This window comes from Rahnella bonaserana, assembly GCF_019049675.1.
GTDB classification, from domain to species: Bacteria; Pseudomonadota; Gammaproteobacteria; order Enterobacterales; family Enterobacteriaceae; genus Rahnella; species Rahnella bonaserana.
Genome location: NZ_JAFMOW010000056.1, coordinates 146,981 through 169,844, shown reverse-complemented (window position 1 = coordinate 169,844; position 22,864 = coordinate 146,981). Strand labels below are relative to the sequence as shown.

Sequence of the window (22,864 nt, the reverse complement as noted above, 5' to 3'; positions counted from 1 at the left end):
GGTTAGATAAACATACCGCCTGAAGCCTCGACGCGCTGGGCGGTCATCCAGCCGGCTTCATCGCTCAGCATCATCGCCACCATCCCGCCAATATCATCCGGTAAACCGGCGCGTCCCAGTGCAGTATTGCCAGAGACAATTTTGTTCACTTCAGGATTATCGCGCACCATACCGCCGCTGAAATCCGTTTCAATCGCGCCAGGCGCCAGCACGTTAGCGGTAATGCCCCGTGCGCCCAGTTCTTTCGCCTGATAACGGGTCAGCACTTCAATCGCGCCTTTCATGATGGCGTAAGCCGAAGAGCCCGGCAGCGCAAAGCGCGCCAGTCCGCTGGAAACATTCAGAATGCGGCCACCGTCTGCCATCAGCGGCAGCAGTTTCTGAGTCAGGAAGAACGGCCCTTTCAGGTGGACGTTCATCATCAGGTCAAACTGTTCTTCGGTGGTATCCGCAAAAGACTCGTGCAGACCCACACCGGCATTGTTCACCAGAAAATCAAAAGTGTCGCGTTGCCAGACATGTTGCAGCTGAGTTTTTACCTGCGCCACAAAAGCGTCAAAGCTGCCTGACTCGCCGGTGTTCAGTTGCAGCGCAACGGCTTTTCCACCCAGCGCGTCGACCGATTGCACCACCGCCTGCGCCGCATCCGCCTGGCTGTGGTAAGTCAGAATGATATCAACGTTGTTTTTTGCCAGCTTTTCAATGGCATTCTTGCCTAATCCACGGCTTCCGCCCGTCACAATAGCGATTTTACGATTCATTTGGGACCTCTTTGGCTTTTTGACACTGATACATCGGTTGAAACATAGCCTATTGGATTACCTGAGCGCGATAAATGATTCATAATGAGTTTCACTGTCTCAGAACCAACAACAATCGGGCAAAATGTGGATAAAATTCAATCAATGCAGGTCTTCGTGCGTGTGGCGGAGCTGAGTAATTTTACCCGTGCGGCAGAAAGTCTTGGTTTGCCGAAAGGCAGTGTGTCGCGGCTGGTTCAGCAGCTGGAAACGCGGATGTCGGCACGCCTGCTGCACCGCTCCACGCGCCGCGTGCAGCTGACGCAGGACGGGCAGGTGTTTTATCAGCGCTGTAAAGAGTTGCTGGCCAACATGGAGGAACTGGAGTCGATGTTTCAGTCCAATCCGGCCAGCGTCAGCGGGCGGTTACGGGTTGATATGACCACCGGCATGGCGACCAATCTGGTGCTGCCGCGCCTGGCCGAATTCCTCAACCGTTATCCTGCACTGGAAATCGAGCTGAGCTGTACCGATCATCGTGTGGATGTGGTGCGCGAAGGGTTCGATTGCGTGATCCGCACAGGCACGCTGAAAGATTCCGGCCTGATTGCCCGCCCGCTCGGACAACTCAGCGTGGTGAACTGTGCCAGTCCCGGTTATCTGCGTCGTTACGGCACGCCTGATCACCCTGACCAGCTGGCGCAGCACGCGATGGTCCATTACGAACAAATTCTCGGCAGCCATACGTCCGCGTTTGAATATCTCGACGGTAAGCAGGTGAAAATGGTTAAAAGCGGCGGCGCAGTGACGGTCAACAGTACCGAAACCTACGTCTCAGCCTGTCTGGCCGGACTGGGCATTATTCAGGCACCGCTGCTCGGCGTACGTGACGCGCTGGCAGGCGGTCAGCTGGTGAGTATTTTGCCGCAATTTCGCGCGCCGCCAATGCCGGTGACGCTGGTTTATCCGCACCGTCTGAACCTTTCACGCCGGGTGAAAGTGTTTATGGACTGGCTGACCGACATCACTCAAACGTTCATTGCCTGACCGCTTAAACCGTCGCGACTTAGTCGCCGCGGCTCAGGCGTCTATACTTAAAGCCGGATGCACTTTTAAGGACAACATGGATCAATGCCCATCATTTCTAAACAAGAACCTGATACACAGGAAAAACCCGAGCCGCTGATTAATATCAAAACCGGTAATTCCACGGTGGATAAAAACATCGGCAGATTTTCACGACTGGTGGAACACGTTCAGTCGTGGGGCTGGGTCGCCCATCTTCTGCGCGCTACTGAGCGCTTTAATGACCGTCTTGGCAGCCAGTTTGGCGCGGCCATTACCTATTTCTCCTTTCTGTCGCTGATCCCGATCCTGATGGTGTCCTTCGCCGCCGTCGGTTTTGTGCTGGCCTCAAATCCCGACCTGCTGGCGGAGCTGATCAACAAAATCGTTAACAGCATCAGCGATCCGAATCTGGCGAACACGCTGAAAAGCACGGTGAACACCGCCATCCAGCAGCGTACCGCCGTGGGATTATCCGGTTTGCTGATTGCGCTGTATTCCGGCATCAGCTGGATGGGGAATCTGCGTGAGGCAATCCGCGCACAATCGCGTGATGTCTGGGAACGTAATCCGCAGGATCAGGAAAAGATTTACCGCCGTTACATCCGCGACTTTATTTCTCTGACGGGGCTGGTGCTGGCGCTGATTATCACGCTGTCGCTGACCTCGATTGCCGGGGCTGCGCAAAAAACCATTGTCGATGCACTGGGTCTTGGCGGCATCGACTGGCTGCGCCCAGTGATGACCAGCATCACGCTGGTGATTTCGATTGCCGCCAACTATTTGCTGTTCCTGTGGATTTTCTGGATGCTGCCGCGCCACAAGCCACGTAAAAAAGCACTGCTGCGCGGGACACTGCTGGCGGCGATTGGCTTTGAAGTGATCAAATTCGTGATGACCATGACGCTGCCGAAACTGGCGACTTCGCCTTCCGGCGCGGCGTTCGGATCGGTCATCGGGCTGATGGCTTTCTTCTATTTCTTCGCCCGTCTGACGTTATTTGTCGCTGCGTGGATAGCGACGGCAAAATACAAAGATGACCCGCCGATGCCGGATCACAAGCAAAAAGCCGCAGATGCAAAGAAAACGGCTACCGGAAACGACAGTGAATACACGCCGGACAACCTCATCGTGCCAGATGAAATGCATATATCCGCAGTTAATCCTGACAATGAAGTTATAAAGCAGTGAATAATGCTAAATCAGGCTTGGCGCTGACCTAAAAACCAGAATAACTGACTGAGAGCCGTACTTTTATTTCGCGGTTTTGCAGTCAGTTACTCTGCCTTTTAACCATTCGCCAAACTTATGATTGGCGAAATCCCGCCCTGATAAAACTTTCCCCCGATCCGGCTTTTAACGCCCTTTTTCAGGGCTTCCGCTGCGTTGAAATACCGCCCTGCACTGCATAAGATGCCTTTTCGATATACATTTATTTACATTAGATCCCTCCCACTCATTACAAATAAGAAACACTTATGCAAGCCACTATCACTCCAGAATTAGAAGCTGACGCCAACCTGGTGAGTCAGAACTCCCGCGGCAAAGTCATCGTGGCATCGCTCATCGGTACGGCCATCGAATTCTTCGACTTTTACATCTACGCCACCGCCGCGGTAATTGTTTTCCCGCACATTTTCTTCCCGCAGGGTGATCCGACTGCCGCCACGCTGCAGTCTCTCGCCACCTTCGCTATCGCGTTCATTGCACGTCCTATCGGCTCTGCGCTGTTCGGTCACTTCGGCGACCGCGTCGGGCGTAAAGTCACCCTTGTGGCCTCTTTGCTGACCATGGGCGTGTCCACCGTGGTGATCGGCCTGCTGCCGACCTACGCGACGATTGGCGTCTTCGCACCGTTACTGCTGGCGCTGGCGCGCTTTGGTCAGGGTCTGGGACTGGGCGGTGAATGGGGTGGCGCGGCGCTGCTCGCCACCGAGAATGCTCCGGCGAAGAAACGCGCGCTGTACGGTTCTTTCCCGCAGCTTGGCGCGCCGATCGGCTTCTTCTTCGCCAACGGCATGTTCCTGCTGCTGTCATGGCTGCTGACTGATGAACAGTTCATTTCCTGGGGCTGGCGCGTGCCATTTCTGCTGTCAGCGGTTCTGGTGATTGTCGGCCTGTACGTGCGTGTTTCCCTGCACGAAACGCCGGTGTTCGCCAAAATCGCCAAAGCCGGTAAACAGGTAAAAGTGCCCATCGGCACGCTGTTCACCAAATACAAAAAAGCAACGCTGCTCGGCACTTTCATCATGGTCGCGACCTATACGCTGTTCTACATCATGACCGTGTATTCGCTGGGTTACGGCACGGCGGCAAAGCCGGTCGGGCTGGGCATTCCGCGTAACGAATTCCTGCTGATGCTGATGATTGGCGTGGTCGGTTTCGGCGTGATGGTGCCGGTTGCCGGTCAGCTGGCTGATAAGTTTGGCCGCCGCAAAACCATGATTTGCATTACGCTGCTGATGATCGTCTTCGCCCTGTGCTTCCCGACCATTCTGGGTGCCGGTTCACAGGCGCTGGTGATGGTGTTCCTGCTGTGCGGCTTTATGGTGATGGGGCTGACTTTCGGTCCGATGGGCGCACTGCTGCCGGAACTTTTCCCGACAGAAGTTCGCTATACCGGCGCATCCTTCTCCTATAATGTGTCTTCGATACTGGGTGCGTCCGTCGCGCCGTATATCGCCACCTGGCTGGCAACTCATTACGGGTTGTTCTATGTGGGCGTTTATCTGGCCTCGATGGCAACGCTGACCCTGATCGCGCTGCTGTTGTCCAAAGAAACCGCCCATCAGTCACTGTAACTGACCCGACACCATGCCCGGTATGCGCCCGGCATGGTGTCTTCAGCGAAGGTTTCTTATGCGCTTACGACGATTTATCCTGCCTGTTCTGATCCTGCTTATCGTGATTGCCGCGGCCTTTTGGTATTTCTGGCCTCACACCTCCAATCCCAACGCCCTGTGGAACATCATCAGTAAAAAATGCGTGCCAAATCAGCAAAGCACGGGCAAACCTGAACCCTGCGCGCAGGTCGATGAACAACAAGGTTTTGTGGTGATGAAAGACCTGAACGGACCACTGCAATATCTGCTGATGCCCACCGCGCGGATCACCGGTATGGAAAGCCCTGCTTTACTGGAACCGGCAACACCGAACTTTTTCAGTCAGGCGTGGAATGCGCGGCATTTTATGGCGGATAAATACGGTAAACCGATTGATGACAGCAATGTCTCTCTGGCGATTAACTCGCAATATGGCCGCTCGCAGAACCAGCTGCATATCCATATTTCCTGCCTTCTGCCACAGGTGAAAACCACGCTAAGTAAAGATGGTGCGCAGATGGGATATAACTGGCAGGAGTTGCCGGATAAGTTGCTCGGACACACCTATCTGGCGCGCAAAGTGACACAGGCAGAACTGAATGAGAAAGGCGCTTTCCGGCTTCTGGCTGAAGGTGTACCGGAAGCAGATAAAAAGATGGGGCATTTCGGAATGGCGATGGTCACTCTGCCGGGCGGCGATTTCCTGCTGCTCGCCAGCGAGCGCGATTTACTGAAACTCAATAATGCCTCGACCGAGGAGATCCAGGACCACAAGTGTATGGTCCTGGATCCCGTGCCTCAGTAATTCTGATGCCGGAAGGCGCGCAGGGTTAGCTCCTTCCCCTTCGCACGGGGAGGAGTATATCCAACACGATTACTTCTCTTTCATCTGCTGCAATATCGGGCCGCACTGGTTTTCTTCATTGTCGCTTGGAGAAATCAGGGCAAGTAATGCCGCGGCCGGAGCAACCACCGCGCCGAGCGCCACAGCCGCGGCACCACGGGCAATCAGCGGCCCCGGTTTCACGCCGGCATCCGGATTTTTGTAGGTACCGCGAACGTACAATGGTGAACGCAATGTCAGAATACGCACGCCCTTACTTTCCGGGTTAATCGATAAATCCAGTCGCTCGGTCGCCATATTCGTGTTACCGGTGATGTTGATGACCGCGTTCTCGGTATCGAACACAAACAGCCGTGGCGTGACCAGTCCGTTCCTCACGTTGACGTTGGCAGCCGCACAGTTGATGGCCACTTCGTCATCGCCAAACAGTTTACTGACCACGTAGTTACCCACGTTCAGGCCTGCCAGTTCCATCAGACCACGGCTGATCACGCCGTCGTTGATGAGAATTTTCATATCACCGTTGCTGGTGCCCAGAAGCGCCGCGACTGAATTGCCGGTGCCGGTCAGCGTGGCGTCACCGTTCAGGTCGCCCAGACTGCGCTCCATCGACTGCACGCTTGGCAGCAGCTGTTTCAGTTTCAGCTTACGGGCATGAATGTCAGCACGCGCCTGCATTGGCGATTTATCCCCTTCCAGACGGATCGTTGAATTCAGGTTCCCGCCCGCCACACCGAAACGCAGCGGATCGAGCAGAATTTCACCGTCGTTCAGCTTCAGATGAGTGCTTAAATCACTCAGCGGCAGGGATTTACCGTGCTCGATGCGTTTGGCGCTGAACTTCACATCAGCATCCATCACGCGCCAGCTCTTGGTGTCGAATTTCTCCACCGGCAGCACTTTATCCGCCGGCTGGCGGGTGGTTTCCCCACGTTTCGCTTTATCTTTGTTGGAATCCGCACCAATCAGCGGAGCCAGATCGGCAAAGCGCAGTTGTTTGGATACCACCTCGCCGGTCAGTTTCGGCCGTGGTTTGCTGGCCTGATAGGTCAGGGAACCGTAGATGTCGCTGTCGCCAATTTCGCCGTTAAAGTTCTGATAACGGTAAATCGCGCCGTTTTTGCCATGCAACGTCGCCGATAAATGTCCGTCAGTAGAATACGGCGGCGTTTGCGGCAGCAGCACACCGGTCAGACCGTACAAATCAGACAGCGTCTGGCCGGAGAATTTCAGGCGTAAATCCAGACCGCCAAGGTTCATCGCATCCTGCAAGGTCCCGGTCACCGCTACCCGCGTGTTGCCTGAACGTACATCGGCCTGCAACGGGAACAACGCATCCGGGTCTTTCAGCGCCAGCATACCGCCGATTTTACCGCTGCCGGAGAGCGATTCGCCGTTGTATTTACCGTCAACTTTCCAGCCAAAAACGTACGGCGGCGTTTTGGATTTTGCCGCGTCTTTTTTATCGCCGACCACTTCGGTAAACGGCAGCGGTTTGCCCAGCGGATCAATCACAGCGCGGAAATCAGCTTTCATTTTCGCGTCTTTATAATCGATTTGTCCGCGGTCAAACACGATGTCATTGAGGGTGAATGACCAGGCGGAAGGCGGTTGCGCCGGATCCTTGGTGTCGCTGTTGGCGAGATTAAACGTCCAGTTATTTTTGCCATTATCGAGACGTAACAGCGAAGCATCCGGCTGTTTCAGCCAGATACGCGGAATAAGGACTTCTTTATGCAGCAGCGCGAGCGGCGCAATACTGGCGTCCACACGGGCAAGTTTCACCATCTGCGCGTCTTTTTCGCCGGTCTGGACGTCGGCAGGGTTACCGAGCACGATATCTTCGGCATGAATGTGCGGCCACGGAACCCACGCCCGCCAGCCCGCCTCATCTTTCTGACGCGACCAGTCCACCCCTAAATTGCCGCGAATGGCAAAAGTACGGTTCAGTTCAGCGCTGACCTTTTCATTAATGGTAGGTTTGAGGCGGTTCCAGTCGAAGGTCGCGATGAAAATCACGACAGCGATCAACAGAATCACAATGATGCCCACAACCCAGGAGATCACTTTACCTGTGCGCGTCATAAAGCTGTTCCTTTCAGACAGTTAACGAATCCCAGTGTTTAACCATAGTTGAATTTGTCACATTTTGCCGGAACCGGCGTGTGAAAAAGAAGAAAAACGAGGCAGGAGAGATGACTATAAAATTATTTAAATCAACAGAGTAACAATGAATCACACCCCCTTTGTGCACCGGGCAATTTGAGACTTCGCCTCAGCGGGTAAGGTGTGATCCATTATCCTTTGAAATGTATTGGCAGGTTATCAAGATTGTCGAACATCGTCGGCCGCGCCAGATAATAGCCCTGAGCGGCGAGCGCATCGGAATTACAGACCATCGCCCATTCCGAGGCCGTTTCGACCCCTTCAATGATTACGCCTTTGCTGTAGCGGTTCATCAGCGTCACCAGCGTATAAAACAGGCGCGAGCCTTCTTCACTCTGTCCCAAAAGAATAAACAAATCGCGGGCGATTTTGATGTATTCGTAGTGCCAGGTGGTGAAAGAGGAAAAGTTTGCGATCCCCTGACCGAAATCGTCGAGCCATAAACGGTCAGATTGCTCAATTTGCGACAACGGAATACTCAGCGCATTTTCAGCACTTTCGACCAGTTCAAAACGCACGTATGGCATCGCGCTGATTTGCGCACGCAGTGCCGTGTCAGATTGCAGCATTTCCAGCACCTGACCATCGACGTTGATAGAAGCCAGTAATTCATGGTCGATGAACAGACTTTGCCAGCGCTGCAACAGGTCGAGTTGCTCCTGCACGATTTGCAGACGCTTGCCCACGGCTATCGCAACAAAATATTCTTCGGGAGAAATAAATTTGTGCGGATTCGCCGGGTGGAAAACCCCGGTCAGCAATTCAATCCCCAACAGCTTTCCTGTCGTGCGATAAATGGGCTGAAAACGGTACACTCTCTGACACTGACGCCAGTAAGACTGTGCTTTTACGCGTTCAATCGCGGTAAAAGAAGGCGTAATCAGCCCTAACATCATCTTAGTTATCATATTTTTCTGCCGTCATGAATAAGAATCAGATCATCAGGGGACATGCGGCAACATGTGTTGCGTGACTACAATGGGATCCATGTCTACAGACCGGACTTCAGGGAAGCACGACGTTTCATGGCGGCAAAGTAGCCCGGTTTCCTGGCTTTCATTAGTAGAGTTATCTATCGGCGTAACGCGCGGAAACTTTAATCACTCCGCATTTCTCTGCGAGATTTGCGCATAAAAAATCCGAAAACCAGGCTGGAAGTTCCTTTCTGCACGCTTTACATTGGCAGGGAGGAAACATTTTGTTTACGCCTTATTCACAATCCGGAGAGAGAAATGCCTTACGTTAATATCAAAATCACTCGCGATGGTGCGACAGCCGAGCAGAAGAAAGCGCTGATCGCCGGTGTAACGCAATTACTGGTGGATACGCTGGGTAAGAATCCGGCCACGACCACAGTGATTATTGACGAGATCGACACCGATAACTGGGGGCTGGGTGGACGTCCTGTCACCGAACTGCGCCAGGAAAATAAGTAGATGCTTCAGGTGGAAGTGTTGCGCTTCCACATTTCCCTTCATTTTTACTCCGTTTTTTTGCCTGCCGCATAAAAAAATAAAACCTCGTTTTAATTTATTTGACTGACCGCATTCTTATGAAGAGACTAGAGCGCAATAATGACGGTCTTTTCTTTCCTTTCGTTTTAATGCTTCAGACATAGGCCAGGTACAATGACCCGCAAAAACATTGCCGTAATCGGCGAATGCATGATCGAATTATCTCAGAAAGGCGATGCCCTCCACCGTGGTTTTGGTGGCGACACGCTGAATACGTCTGTTTATATTTCCCGCCAGGTTTCCCCTGATGCGCTGAACGTGCATTACGTTACCGCGCTCGGCACCGACAGTTTCAGCAATGAGATGTTACAGGCGTGGCAGCAGGAAGGCGTGAATACAGATCTGACTCAGCGTCTGGAAAACAAACTGCCTGGCCTTTATGTGATTGAAACCGACGACACCGGCGAGCGCACTTTTTACTACTGGCGCAATGATGCCGCCGCGCGCTACTGGCTCGACAGCCCGCAATCCGAAGAGATTTGTCAGAAACTGGCAGAATTCGATTATCTCTACCTGAGCGGCATCAGCCTGGCCATCCTTAACGATGAAAGCCGTGACCGCCTGATGACCCTGCTGAAAGCCTGCCGTTCACGCGGTGGCAAAGTCATTTTCGACAACAACTATCGTCCGCGTCTGTGGGCCAGCAAAGAACGGACACAGGCCGCGTATAACGCGATGCTTTCCTGCACGGATATCGCTTTCCTGACGCTCGACGATGAAGATATGTTGTGGGGTCAGAAGCCGTATGAGGAAGTGATCGCACGCACCCACGCGCTGGGCGTCAGCGAAGTGGTGGTAAAACGCGGAGCCGACAGCTGCATCGTGTCCAGCGCCGAAGGCGAGCAGCACGATGTGCCAGCGGTAAAATTGCCGAAAGAGAAAGTCATCGATACGACCGCCGCAGGAGATTCCTTCAGCGCCGGGTATTTAGCAGTGAGACTCACCGGCGGAAGTGCGGTGGAAGCGGCTGTGCGCGGGCATGAGACGGCGAGCACCGTTATCCAGCATCGCGGGGCGATCATTCCGATGGCGTTTATGCCGGGGCGGGGATAACGGTTTTTCACTTGCAGTGGGGCTGCCAAAATTGACCGTGGGTATTTCGGTTTCTTTATTGCAGTGATCACTTAATTGCAGTGATCACTTAACTCGCTGCGCCGAAACCGCTCCGTTCAGCAGGATTTTTGATCACGCCATTTTTAACTTTCTAAAAGCATATTGGTTTTGAATTTAAGATCGTACGGGCGTTTCAGAAAGCTTGCTGCGCGAGAGGTTCGAGACCTATGGCTCGAAACCCGAGCAAAGGTACCGCGCAGCGGCAAGATTTCCAGCCTGTCACTGCGGTTGCTGAAACATAGCCAGCGAGCGATAGCGCGGAGTGAAAAAGCGAGGAGAGATTAAAGAGAGGAAAAACACTTTCCTCTCTTTATCGGTTTCGGCGCGGTGAGTTAAGTGAGCGCTGCACTTAAAAAACCGAAACTTTCACCCATCCCAACCGGGAATAAATAAGGGATTCTCCCTTATTGCGCACTCGTCGCCGCCGATGCCGCCGGCACCTCGGCTGCAGGTACATCCGCTGCCGGAGCGGCCTCCGACGGTGCCATCACTTTGTCATACACCGCCCGCAGTTCACCTGCATTCAATTCAGGCTCACCTTTCGGTTGTGCAATCAGCATGGCAGGTTCGCGGGAAAGCTGTTGTTTCAGCTCCTGATTCAGCACCGGCAACGTCAGCGTGGTAAGGAACTGCTGACGCAACTGCTGGTACTGTTCCGGCGCAATATCCACGACGCCGTTCTGCTGTGAACGCAAACGCTGGCTCATCAGCACATCGGTATCAGTCCGGGCGTAGGTCGCGAAAAGCTTGCTCAGCTGATCGTTCTTCTGTGCAATCAGCGCATCAAACTCGGCCTGTGAAATGCCCTTATCACGCACAACCAGCAACTCTTCGGATAAACGCTTAAACAGCTCGGCAAGCTTCGCTTGTGGGGCTTCGATACGGATAGCACACTGGGCGCGCTGATACTGCACGTTACAGTCAAAGCCCAGTGACGGGCCCGGTGTGGTGGCATCTTTCTTATTTTCGAATGCGGTTTTCAGGGCTTCCTGCAAATGCCAGAACAGCGCCTCGCGGGCTAAATCACTGCGCCAGTACGCGGAAAGCGCCTGTGAATCCTGAATCGGCTGCCAGGCGTTGTCCCACATTAATGAGAGACGATCCTGAGTCAGATTTTCATCCATCACGGTCATGGATTTGGTTGTGACTTCAGAGAGCGTCGGCAAGGTTTGTGGTGTCTGACGGCTGCCTTTCAGAACAGAGAAAGTCCGGTTGATTTGTTCGCTAAGACCACGACCATCCACATTCCCGACCACAAACAGCGTCATCGCATCAGGGGTATACCACTGATGATAGAACCGGGTTAATGCTTCGATATTGACAGGTTTTGTCGGCAACTGATCCGGACTGTGCCCGACCAGGGTCGAACCGGCCATACGCGCACGCCACCAGGCATCCTGCGTATTTTGAGGTAATGAGCCCACCGGATCCTGAGATTCCTGACGCGCGGCGCTTACCAGCGCTGGTGTCACAGAAATTTTACCGGCGGTATTCGCCAGCCAGTTCAGCGCATCCTTCATCAGATCAGGACGGTTATTTGGCAGGCTCAGATTATAGATTGTGAAGTCATAAGAACTGACAGCCGGCGGCAGCGGGCGCTGCGGATTGATACCCTGCTGCCATAAAGACTGTAACTGAGACGTGCTGAATCCTTCGCTGTGCATCAGTGCCAGACGCGGAAGGAAATGGGCATAGCCCGATTGCTGAGCAGATTCTGCCAGCGAGCCGGTGCGAACCACCAGGCGTAATTCGATACGATCGCTCGGGCGCTGCGGCGTAGTCAGCAACTGCCAGGTAAATCCATTGTCCAGCTTCCCCTGCTGCCAGGCAGGATCAGGCTGTAATGCTTCAGCTTGCACATGACTTGCGGCTGCTGCCAGCAACAATCCACCAATGAGTAAACGGATTTTGGTGCCCTGCATGTGAACCCCTACGTAATGACAATCTAATTTTAAATTTGCTGTCCTGCCGGTGTCAGTTGACTCGCCCACAGGAACTGAATGCGTAAGTTTAAGGACGAAAAATTGAGTCCTTCGTTAGACCGCGCTTTTCCTGCAAAGTCGCGCAGTCGTCAAAAATATTCTGGGAATAATAGCCGGAAGTAGCGTTCTGGGGACATATTATGAAGATAATCCACCGGTTACATCAAGCAACCGGTGGATATTAGGGGATTTGAGGCTAAATAAATGCGTTTTTAGGATCGTTTGACGCTTTCATCCATGGTCAGGCCATTATTCACAAACCTGAAGCGGACTTCTCGGCCTCTGTCAGACCTTTCTGGCCATTCAGTGTCGCTTTTAATTGCCCTTCATCGAGCTGATCACACCATTTTGCCACCACGATAGTCGCCACGCCGTTACCCACCAGATTGGTGAGCGCACGCGCTTCAGACATAAAGCGGTCGATGCCCAGAATCAGCGCCAGCCCTGCCACCGGCAAGTGCCCTACCGCCGACAATGTGGCCGCCAGCACGATGAAGCCACTGCCGGTCACACCCGCCGCGCCTTTAGAAGACAACAGCAGCACCACAATCAGGGTGATCTGATGCCAGATATCCATGTGGGTATTGGTGGCCTGAGCGATAAAGACCGCCGCCATCGTCAGATAAATCGAGGTGCCGTCCAGATTGAAGGAATAACCCGTCGGGATAACCAGGCCGACCACGGATTTTTTACAGCCCAGACGCTCCATTTTATCCAGCATACGCGGGAGTGCGGATTCCGAAGACGAGGTTCCGAGAACGATCAGCAATTCTTCTTTAATGTAATTCACAAACTTGAAGATGCTGAAACCGGTGAAGCGCGCAATAAGCCCGAGCACCACCACCACGAACAGAATACAGGTCAGGTAGAAGCACAGGATCAGCTGGCCGAGCTGGACCAGAGAACCGACGCCGTATTTTCCGATAGTGAACGCCATCGCCCCGAAGGCACCCAAAGGCGCCAGGCGCATAATCATATTGATGATGCCGAAAATGACCTGAGAGAAGCTTTCAATCACGTTGAAAATCAGCTGGCCTTTGTGCCCCATGCGATGCAGCGCAAAACCAAACAGCACCGCAAACAGCAGCACCTGCAGAATGTTACCGCTGGCGAACGCACCAATCACGCTGGATGGGATCACATCGAGCAGGAAAGGAATGATGCCCTGACTTTGTGCCTGTTCGGCGTACACCGCGACGGCTTTGGCATCCAGCGCTGCCGGATCGACGTTCATCCCTGCACCCGGTTGCACGATGTTGACGATCACCAGTCCGATGATCAGTGCCAGGGTACTCACAATTTCAAAATAGAGCAGCGCGATGGCCCCTGTGCGCCCCACCGCTTTCATGCTTTCCATGCCTGCGATGCCGGTGACGACGGTACAGAAGATAACCGGTGCGATAATCATTTTGATTAACTTAACAAAACCATCACCTAACGGTTTCATTTGCGCGCCGATTTCCGGATAGAAATGCCCCAGCAGCACGCCCACAGTAATTGCTAAAAGAACCTGAAAATACAGACTCTTGAAGAGTGATTTTTTCATGAATAACCATCCTGAAGTGAGTGCATCGCCCTTGGTTTTTTAAGGTCAAAGATAATGAGGCGAGTGCATTGAAGTAACATCAACACAACATGATGGAAATATTTCGTTTCTCTGCGCAATGACGACTCATGAAAAACCAGAGCGGAAACCATTCAGCCCGGCTTTAAGTAAGTAAAGAAATCAAAGAGAGTCAGAAACGGAGCCGGCAGGAGGGGGTTTCCTGCCATTCAGAGCATTCAGGAAGGCTGACAGAATTTGCGTTCAAATTCTTTTTTGGAAAGCGGTGGGGAGAATAAATATCCCTGCCCGAGATGAATATTTTCGTTCAGCAGCCACAAACGCTGCTCCTCGGTTTCGACCCCTTCGGCGACCAGCTGGATATTCATTGCACGCCCAATGGACGCCACAATGTTCACCATGACTTCGTCTTCAGGCAAAACGCTGACAAAACTGCGGTCGATTTTGATGACATCAATCGGCAGAGAACGCAGGCGGTTGAGATACTCAAGACCGGAATAACCCAGGCCGAAATCATCCAGTTCAATCGATACGCCTGCTGCACGTAATTCAGTCAACAGCACAAGAGCGCGATCCAGGTCTTCAATCCGCGCCGTTTCTGTAATTTCCAGAACCAGTTGTCCCGGATTGATTTTGTAACGGCTCAGCAGGCTGCGCAGTTCCGGCAGGAAATTGCGCTGCTGCACCTGAACGCCGGAAAGGTTGACGGACAAGGGCAATGTGATGCCGCGCTGCTGCCAGTCCGCCAGGATCTGGCAACCGAGCTCAAGAATTTTGTAACCCAGCAGGCTCATCACGCCGATTTCTTCTGCCAGTACGATGAAATCACTTTCCAGCCCGTAGCTGCCGTCGGCCATTTTGCGCCGCAGCAAGGCTTCCGCACCGACCACTGCGCCGGTTTTCATATTCATTTGCGGCTGGATAAACAGCGTGAAATCGCTTTGCTCCATGGCGTGCAGAATTTCGTTTTCCTGCAATAAACGTTTCTGAATCTTTTCGGTCAGCTCAGGCTCAAAGAACAGAATCTGATTCTTACCCTGCTGATAAGCGGACAGTCTGGCGGCACGCGCCTTAGACATCATCTGCTGCGCCGTCACCGGGAATTCACCCGTATGCTGGACGATACCGATACTGCCCGTCGGGTGCAGCGACATATTGCCGGCATCACTTTCCTGTGGCGCATTGATGCGCTCCATGATTTGTCGCGCCAGGCGCATCGCGATAAAGGGACGCGCAATGTCTCCGGCCAGCAGGGCAAATTCGTTGTAACTCAGACGCGCCATCAGACAGTGTTCCGGCAGCACATCCATAATGGAAGCTATCAGCGGGCAATCGACATGGCCGTCATCACGCAGGCTTTCGATGCCGATCAGCAGCAGGTGGAAACCTTTCACGGGCTCCGTCGAACTGAGCCGCTGTTGCAGGTGCTGCAGAAATTGTTCTTCATTATTCAGACTGCTTTCGGCGGGCGGTGACAGGTCATCACTGTGTTGCGATAACTTTTCCCGTTGTTGCTGGTTGCGGTTATAGCTGCGCACCAGCATGCCGATTTCATCGTCTTCATGGCGTTGCGGCAGCGTCAGCTGGTGAGAAGGCACCTCACTTTCGGGCAGGGATTCCAGTTCACTGGCAATCGTACGCAACGGTTTAACGATCAGGCGATTGACAATCCAGCTCACGGAAATTGTCAGGATCAACGCCAGCAGAAGATAAGTGGTCAGCATGGTCGACAGCGCACTGACGATGAACTGATACATACGGTAGGAATCTGCCTGAAGCACCAGAAAGGCCAGCGGCTTAGGCGATGTCGGGCTGGCAGCAGCAGAATAGAGAGGAACTGAAATTGTCACCGGTAAATTAAAACCGCGGATAACCCATTGCGGTACCGGGCGGCCAGGCGGGAAATGCGTATGCAGCGCTGCGATTTGGTTTGGCATCACCACATCGGCGCGGCTCAGAATACCCACCGGTTGCAGCGTGTTAAGGATGTCCTGCGTTTCTGCCAGATCGACATCCAGTACCGCCTGTGAAAGAGGTTCACGGACAGAATGTGCAATATTTTCAAGTTGCTGGGCGTAATCGTCCCTCCGCTGCTGTACAAAGTGAAACAGCTGGATGACGATAAAGATACAGATAGTGAATGCAGCGATGCCTGAAACCGCCGCCATCTGTTTGATCGTTAATGAACGCCTGACCCGCAACTTTATTCTCCATTAATCGCAGACACGTTTTGACCCGCTCACCTTAACAGGAACGGTACTTCTGCGCAGTATACCTTATAACGCGTTTTTAAGAGGTCTGAGTCAATATTTTGGCTATAAAAAACAACATGTTTGCCAAAATACTTCTAAACTAACTATCCGTTAAGATAATTAACTTACGAAAAACATACATTACGAAGCATAACCGGATATCACCACAGCCAGAACATACCAGGTTCAGCACCACTGATGAAGTTTATGCGCTCTACATCACAATAAAGACAAACTTTTCAGCTACCTTAAGACAAACAAGCAGTAAAATAACATCAAAAACCTTTTTGCGACAGCCAGTTACATCACCCTCGTTTTTATGCGGGAAATTCCTATTTTTTGTAAAAACTGCTCTATCCTGTAAAAGAACTGATATATTAAGACGAGTCTCATTCCCACTAAAAACTTTAAAAAAATTAAACTTTTCACACTCTTTGTTAACGGCCATTCAGGGTCGTTTTGACGTCCAGAAAACACCGATATATATAATCCTACCGGGCGGGATTTATGAATAAATATGACGATATTAAACGTTTTATGGATAAGACGAAGTTGGAAAAGCTTGATTATAAAGAGCTTAATGAAAAATCAACGGGTGAATCCATTACCGGTTCAATGAATCAGTGGACGTTGATTAAACAAGTTTCCGCCAGCGAAGATCCTGCCGGTCCTCTCGATAATGGCCGTTCGACGCAACCCACCCCTCAGTCTATTTCTGCGGATGAATTTTCCCTATCTGCTGCCCGGCCTGTGAATGAACACCAGGATAACCGCCAGATAACGCAACCCTCCGTGGCACACGCGCCAATGTCTTCTGAAGTGGCTCCTCCGGCTGCCGGATTTGGCTTGCTGGATGCGCTGCGCGAAACGCTGCCTCCTGCTGCTGCACCCGCGCCAGCACCGGTTCAGCCCGCACAGCATCAGCCTGTTCACCCGGCACCGACATTGCACGCACAGTCTGTTATTCCTGACAGCGGGTCGGGTTTACTTGATTCGCTGCGTAAAGCCATGCCTGAAGCGCCAAAACAACCTGCACCTAATCCGGTTCAACCCGCGCCGGTTCAGGTGCAACAGCCAGTACAACAACCCGCCGCAACGGTTTATCACCAGCCGCCGGTACAACATTCAGCGCCCGCTTACAGCCCTGCACCTGTGCGCAGCACAGCGCCAGTGGCGTCCGCGTCCCCGGCGTCTGCTGATGCTAACCAGCGCTTTAAACAGATGTTTAAGCAGCGGGCTCCGCAGCCTGCCAGCGCTTATTTACATCGCGACACCCCGCTTCAACCCTTGTTAGAGATGATTGCCTCATGCCGTTAGTTTGCGTTTGTTCACCGAAAGGTGGGGTAGGAAAAACCACGGTGGCCTCCAACCTGGCCTATTCGCTCGCCCGCAGTGGCAGCAAAGTGCTGGTTATTGATTTTGATGTACAGAACGCCCTTCGCCTTCATTTCGGTGTGCCTATTTCCGATACCCGCGGCTTTGTGGCAGGTTCGGGTAACGAATCCGACTGGAGCCAGTTTATTCTCAAGGCGGGTTCAAATACGTTTGTATTACCTTATGGCGAAGTCAACGAAGACCAGCGTCTTGAATTTGAGCACCAGCTGGCCACCGATCCGCATTTTTTACAGCGCGGATTAAATACCGTCCTAAATTATCCGGGTTTAATTATTATTGCTGATTTCCCTCCGGGTCCAAGTCCGGCATTAAAAGCGGTTCAGGCTATTGCGGATTTACATATTGTGGTCATGCTTGCCGATACCGCGTCATTATCTTTATTGCCGTTAATGGAAAAGAATAAATTAATTGGCACCCCGCTTAATAATAAGAAGGGTGAATATTACGTCGTCAACCAAAGTGACACCCGCCGGACATTAAGCCGCGATGTCACACAATTTTTCGAACAGCGTTTAAATGAAAGATTATTAGGCACAATCCACAGGGATGAATGCGTGCCAGAGGCGAATGCCTCGCAGCGCTCTATTATTGATTTTAGTCCGGTATCCGCGTCCGCATTCGATATTGAACTGATCAGCAAAAAAGTCGCCGCTATTTTAGGGATTAAAGTTGGTGATGGTGAATTACACGCCGCGCCTAAATCTGGCAGTTATTAACTATCACTGTTAACAGCGACCCCAAAGCGATGAATAAATTCCTGTTTTCCCTGCTTGTGCTTCTGCTGCTGCCGGTGGCAGCAGTTATCATCATCACCCCGATGGACAGCCAGAAGCAGTACATTTTTGGCCTGATCAGCATCGGGCTATTATTCCTGCTCGGCATCAGTAAAAGCCGCCGCATTAGTGTGGTCATGGTCATCATGTCCATCATAATGTCGACGCGTTATATTTACTGGCGAGCTACGGAAACACTGCATTTTAATTCTACGATTGAAGCGATTTTAGGGATCGGTTTATTCCTCGCCGAACTGTATGTCTGGCTGATTTTATTGCTGGGTTACCTGCAAACCACCTGGCCATTAAAACGTACCATCGAACCTTTGCCGGATGACACTTCGCTGTGGCCAACCGTCGACGTGTATATCCCTTCCTATAACGAAAGCCTCGACGTGGTTCGCGATACCGTTCTGGCGGCGCAGTGCATCGATTATCCGAAAGATAAAATCAAAATTTACGTGCTGGATGACGGCAAGCGCGACGAATTTGCGGTGTTCTCAGCGGATGCCGGCGTGGGATATATCACCCGTAATGATAACTCCCATGCCAAAGCCGGGAACCTGAATCATGCGATGAAACTCACCAAAGGCGAGCTGATTTGCGTGTTCGACTGCGACCACGTGGCAACCCGCGCGTTTTTACAGGCCACCGTCGGCAGCTTCCTGAAAGACCCGCGTCTGGCGCTGATTCAGACGCCTCACTACTTCTACTCGCCCGATCCGTTCGAACGCAACCTGTCCGCAGGTCGCACCATGCCCAACGAAGGCGCCCTGTTCTACGGCCCGGTTCAGCAGGGTAATGACAACTGGAACGCGACGTTCTTCTGCGGCTCCTGTGCGGTTATCCGCCGCGTGGCGCTGGAGGAAGTCGGCGGCTTTGCCGTTGAAACTGTCACAGAAGATGCCCACTCCGCGCTGAAAATGCAGCGTCGTGGCTGGAATACCGCGTTTCTGGATATTCCGCTGGCGGCCGGTCTGGCGACTGAGCGTCTCGGCCTGCACGTCATTCAGCGTACACGCTGGGCGCGCGGCATGACGCAGATTTTCCGCGTCGATAATCCGTTATTTGGCCGTGGTCTGAAATGGCAGCAACGTCTGTGCTACCTGAACGCCATGCTGCACTTCCAGTTTGGTCTGCCGCGCGTGGTCTTTCTGACCGCTCCGCTGGCGTTCCTGCTGTTTAACCTGAATATCATTTCCTCGTCCGCCAGCCTGATTTTTGCTTACGCGCTGCCGCACCTGGTGATGTCGCTGTATATCAACTCCCGCATGAATGGCCGTTTCCGTTACACCTTCTGGGGTGAAATTTATGAAACCGTCATGGCATTCCACCTGATCCTGCCAACGATTGTGACCCTGTTAGCGCCAAAACGCGGCAAGTTCAACGTGACGGACAAAGGCGGTTTACTTGATGTCGGCTTCTTTGACTTCAACATTGTGAAGCCGCATCTGATTGTCGCGATCCTGATGTTTATCGGTATCGGTTACGGCGTGGTGCGCGCCATCTTCCACAATTACTTTGCCATTGATCCCAGCGTTATCGCCCTGAACGTAGCATGGGGCAGTTTCAGCGTGCTGATCCTGCTGGCGGCAATTGCAGTGGCGAAAGAAACGCGTCAGGTGCGAAAAACCATCCGTATTGATGTGGCGATCCCGGCGATTATTCATTACGCCAACGGGATTTCACTGCGCACGACCACGATTGATATGTCGATGGGTGGCGTACAGCTGGTGACACCGGATGTGCGGTATCTCGAAGAAGAAATTGAAGAAGTGGAAATCCAGCTTTCATCAGGCGCGGAAAGTTTCCCGGTCAGCCAGGTCAGCGGCAATAAAGAACGTATTCGCCTGCAATTTGAAAACCTGCCGCTCTCGAAACGCCGTGAACTGGTGCGTGTAGTGTTATGCCGTGCGGACGCCTGGATCGGGGAAGAATACCCGCAGGATAACCCGTTCAAATCGCTGCTCAGCATCATCCGTTGCGTGTTCGAATTGTTCTACAACACGTGGAAAGAACGCCGCGCTAAAGATAAACCCGCTGACGCCACCAGCAAGAGTGAAGCAGCATGAACCGACCCCCTGAACCGACCGTAAAGCGCCGTTTTTCTGCTGTGCCGGGGGCATCCCTGCTCAGAAAAATCACCACCGGCCTGTTGCTGACCTTCAGCAGCCTGCCGTTCACGCAGGCAGAAGAAACGCCGGCACCGGCGGTTGATCCTGCCACCAGCTTGCCCGCTGCGCCGTCCTGGCTGCCGCCGGTCACGCCTATGCCTGAAGACAATACATCGCCTGTCAGCAACGCGGCACTGGCCGATTCCACACCGGCCCCTGCCGCTGACGCGCCGCAGGCCGATACCACGCCGGTGAACAACAGCAGCTCGCTGTCTGCGCCTGTGGCGCCGGTTACCGATCCGACCGCAGCGCCGGCACCGGTGATCCCGCTGGTTCAGCCGGTCACCAGTAATATCACCGTGGCAGAGATGGGCCAGCCAAACGGGCTGACGCTCAGCGGCGGCCAGTTACAGTCGGGCATTCTCTTCACCCTGCCTGCGGACGAAGTGGTCACCAACGCGCATCTTTCGCTGGCGCTGAAAATTTCACCGGCGCTGATTGCCCGCGATACCACGCTTGAACTGATGCTTAACGGCCAGCCGCTGGGTAATCTGCCGCTGAATCAGAGCAGCAACGGCGGCGATGTTTACGACCTGGATATCCCGTCTGCGATGGTGGTGTCCAGTAACAACCTGAGCTTCCGCGTGCATGACAGCAACACCATGACCTGCGAGAAAGATCAGTCAGATAAATACTGGGTTACGATTTTGCCGACTACCAGCATTGGTCTGGAAGGTCAGCAGCTGAATATTGGCCGCAATCTGGGTAATTTCCCGCGTCCGTTTTTTGATGGCCTGCAGATGCAGGAATCCAAAATCACCATGGGTTTCTCCGCATCAATGAAACCCGGCGATGTCAGCGCAGCGGCGATGGTTTCTTCTTATCTCGGCATGTTGTCCGATTATCGCAGCGTCGATTTCCCGGTCATTCTGAACGATTTACCGGATCAGAACGGCATTCTGTTCGGTAAGCCGGGCGATAAAATCGGTTCGCTGACCTTACCGGCCAGTAACGGCGCATCGATTCAGATCATTGATAACCCGATTAATCCGGTCTACAAACTGCTGCTGGTACTCGGCAATGACGACAACGAGTTGCGTCAGGCGGCGTATCGCCTGATCAGCAGCGGCATGCCGAATAACGTCGATCATCTGGATGTTGCGCAGCAATCCATTCCCTCGAGCAAACCTTATGACGCGCCGCGCTGGATTGACACGTCACGGCCGGTCACGCTGGGTGAACTGGCGGGTAAAGATCAGGACTCACTGATTTCCAACGGGATTTATCACGACGGTATCCAGGTGGCATTCCGCGCTGCACCGGACTTGTTCATGTGGGATGGTCATAATATTCCGGTGCGCATTGATTACCGCTTCCCGACCGAAAACTGGATTGATGAAGACAGCTCAAAGCTGAATGTCTCCATCAACAGCAATTATCTGCGCAGCCTGACGGTGAATAAAGTCGGACTGATCGAGAACCTCTGGCGTCGTCTTGGCGGTGACAGCCGTCAGGAGCGCTATACCATTCAGCTCGCGCCATACCTGATTTACGGCGATAACCAGCTGCAATTTTATTTCGACATCAAGCCGAAAAAAGATGCGCCATGCAGCATCCTGACCAGCGATAACATCAAGAGCCGTATCGATCCGAAATCCTTCATCGACCTGAGCGGAAGCTATCACTTCGCCCAGTTACCGAACCTGTCGTATTTCGTCGGCGCCTCTTATCCGTATTCCAAACTGGCTGACTTCTCCGACACGCTGATGCTGTTGCCGCAAACGCCGACGGCGGATGAAATCCACACCCTGCTGAACCTTGCTTCACGCGCCGGTAAAGCCACCGGTGTGCCGGTGAATCATGTTCAGGTGGCCTTCGGTCTGAAGGGCGACGAGCAGAATAACCCGTTGTTTAACCGAGATATTCTGGCTGTCACTACGCTTGGCGATACGCCGTTCAATCAGCAACTGCTCGCTGACTCGCCGTTCAGTGTGAATGCCGGTGCGATGGGGGTAAAAACGCCAACCGAAGTCCAGCGTCTGGTGGCCTGGCTGACGGGTGACTGGTACCGCCAGCCGCTGGATGCCGACCGTTATCTGTCTTCGACCGGCGCATGGCGCGGTTTCGTCAGTTACCGCTCACGCTGGTCTAATGATCACGTGGTGGTGGTAGCGACCGGCACAGACGATCAGCAGTTGCTGAAAATCCATAACGATCTGAAATTGCCAAAAATTAACGCCAACGTGCGCGGTGATCTGGCGATCATTACCGATGAAAATGGCATCCGCAGTTTCTCCGTCGGCCAGCAATTCCCGACCGGACAAATGCCGTGGTACATGATGGTCGTCTGGTATGCCAGCACACATATCGTGATCTTGTCGCTGATTACCACCCTGCTTTCGCTGGTGATTGGCCTGAGCCTGTTCGTTGTTCTGCGTCGTCATGCGGCTAAACGTCTGGGTCAGAAATGAAAAGCATCGGCTTTATAACAATAACAATGAAAGTCGCCTGTGTTTCAGG

At 53.0% G+C, this 22,864-nt stretch carries 16 protein-coding genes; 10 read left to right on the top strand and 6 right to left on the bottom strand.

What is annotated here, in order from left to right:
• Positions 1–2: 2 nt before the first annotated feature.
• The gene (locus J1778_RS06830) at positions 3–761 is read right to left on the bottom strand and encodes an SDR family NAD(P)-dependent oxidoreductase (RefSeq protein WP_217172533.1); all 759 of its coding nucleotides are present in this window, start codon (positions 759–761) and stop codon (positions 3–5) included.
• A gap of 126 nt (positions 762–887) precedes the next feature.
• Between J1778_RS06830 and J1778_RS06825 the strand changes: the two genes are divergently transcribed.
• From J1778_RS06825 to J1778_RS06810, 4 genes are all read left to right on the top strand, one after another.
• Positions 888–1,787 carry a LysR family transcriptional regulator gene (locus J1778_RS06825; protein WP_217172532.1) on the top strand — a complete coding sequence of 300 codons (900 nt, stop codon included), beginning with the start codon at positions 888–890 and terminating at the stop codon, positions 1,785–1,787.
• A gap of 84 nt (positions 1,788–1,871) precedes the next feature.
• Positions 1,872–2,996, top strand: coding sequence for an inner membrane protein YhjD (yhjD, locus tag J1778_RS06820; protein WP_217172531.1), 1,125 nt, complete (start codon positions 1,872–1,874; stop codon positions 2,994–2,996).
• Positions 2,997–3,283: 287 nt separating this feature from the next.
• Positions 3,284–4,606, top strand: a complete 1,323-nt coding sequence (locus J1778_RS06815) for an MFS transporter (RefSeq protein ID WP_217172530.1) — start codon at positions 3,284–3,286, stop codon at positions 4,604–4,606.
• 58 nt (positions 4,607–4,664) lie between these two features.
• Positions 4,665–5,432 (top strand): CDP-diacylglycerol diphosphatase, encoded by a 768-nt coding sequence (locus tag J1778_RS06810; protein ID WP_217172529.1) that lies wholly within the window; start codon positions 4,665–4,667, stop codon positions 5,430–5,432.
• A gap of 69 nt (positions 5,433–5,501) precedes the next feature.
• On the opposite strand, the gene J1778_RS06805 is transcribed toward J1778_RS06810, so the two are convergent.
• Positions 5,502–7,556: an AsmA family protein gene (locus tag J1778_RS06805; RefSeq protein ID WP_217172528.1), complete on the bottom strand. Its 2,055-nt coding sequence runs from the start codon at positions 7,554–7,556 to the stop codon at positions 5,502–5,504.
• Between the two features lie 212 nt (positions 7,557–7,768).
• Positions 7,769–8,545, bottom strand: a complete 777-nt coding sequence (gene pdeH, locus J1778_RS06800) for a cyclic-guanylate-specific phosphodiesterase (protein ID WP_217172527.1) — start codon at positions 8,543–8,545, stop codon at positions 7,769–7,771.
• Between the two features lie 303 nt (positions 8,546–8,848).
• Between pdeH and J1778_RS06795 the strand changes: the two genes are divergently transcribed.
• Both J1778_RS06795 and kdgK read left to right on the top strand, forming a co-directional pair.
• Positions 8,849–9,073, top strand: a complete 225-nt coding sequence (locus J1778_RS06795) for a 2-hydroxymuconate tautomerase family protein (protein ID WP_284006203.1) — start codon at positions 8,849–8,851, stop codon at positions 9,071–9,073.
• 192 nt (positions 9,074–9,265) lie between these two features.
• Entirely contained in the window at positions 9,266–10,204 is a 939-nt protein-coding gene (kdgK, locus tag J1778_RS06790; protein ID WP_217172525.1) for a 2-dehydro-3-deoxygluconokinase, read from the top strand.
• 464 nt (positions 10,205–10,668) lie between these two features.
• On the opposite strand, the gene J1778_RS06785 is transcribed toward kdgK, so the two are convergent.
• From J1778_RS06785 to hmsP, 3 genes are all read right to left on the bottom strand, one after another.
• Positions 10,669–12,186 carry a M16 family metallopeptidase gene (locus J1778_RS06785; RefSeq protein ID WP_217172524.1) on the bottom strand — a complete coding sequence of 506 codons (1,518 nt, stop codon included), beginning with the start codon at positions 12,184–12,186 and terminating at the stop codon, positions 10,669–10,671.
• 313 nt (positions 12,187–12,499) lie between these two features.
• A complete protein-coding gene (locus J1778_RS06780) occupies positions 12,500–13,792 on the bottom strand; it encodes a dicarboxylate/amino acid:cation symporter (protein ID WP_217172523.1) in 1,293 nt (430 codons plus the stop codon).
• 236 nt (positions 13,793–14,028) lie between these two features.
• On the bottom strand, positions 14,029–16,011 hold the full coding sequence (gene hmsP / locus J1778_RS06775) for a biofilm formation regulator HmsP (RefSeq protein WP_217172522.1): 1,983 nt from the start codon (positions 16,009–16,011) through the stop codon (positions 14,029–14,031).
• Between the two features lie 558 nt (positions 16,012–16,569).
• Between hmsP and J1778_RS06770 the strand changes: the two genes are divergently transcribed.
• Genes J1778_RS06770 through bcsB form a run of 4 tightly spaced genes read left to right on the top strand, consistent with a single transcriptional unit; the run spans position 16,570 to position 22,815 of the window.
• Positions 16,570–17,379, top strand: a complete 810-nt coding sequence (locus J1778_RS06770) for a cellulose biosynthesis protein BcsO (RefSeq protein ID WP_217172521.1) — start codon at positions 16,570–16,572, stop codon at positions 17,377–17,379.
• Positions 17,370–18,173, top strand: coding sequence for a cellulose biosynthesis protein BcsQ (bcsQ, locus tag J1778_RS06765; RefSeq protein WP_112291838.1), 804 nt, complete (start codon positions 17,370–17,372; stop codon positions 18,171–18,173). The genes J1778_RS06770 and bcsQ overlap by 10 nt, the downstream gene beginning before the upstream one ends.
• A 29-nt stretch (positions 18,174–18,202) precedes the next feature.
• The gene (gene bcsA, locus J1778_RS06760; RefSeq protein WP_217172520.1) at positions 18,203–20,302 is read left to right on the top strand and encodes a UDP-forming cellulose synthase catalytic subunit; all 2,100 of its coding nucleotides are present in this window, start codon (positions 18,203–18,205) and stop codon (positions 20,300–20,302) included.
• Complete coding sequence (gene bcsB, locus J1778_RS06755; protein WP_217172519.1) at positions 20,299–22,815, top strand: cellulose biosynthesis cyclic di-GMP-binding regulatory protein BcsB; 2,517 nt, start codon at positions 20,299–20,301, stop codon at positions 22,813–22,815. Before bcsA ends, bcsB begins: the two co-directional genes overlap by 4 nt.
• Positions 22,816–22,864: the final 49 nt, after the last annotated feature.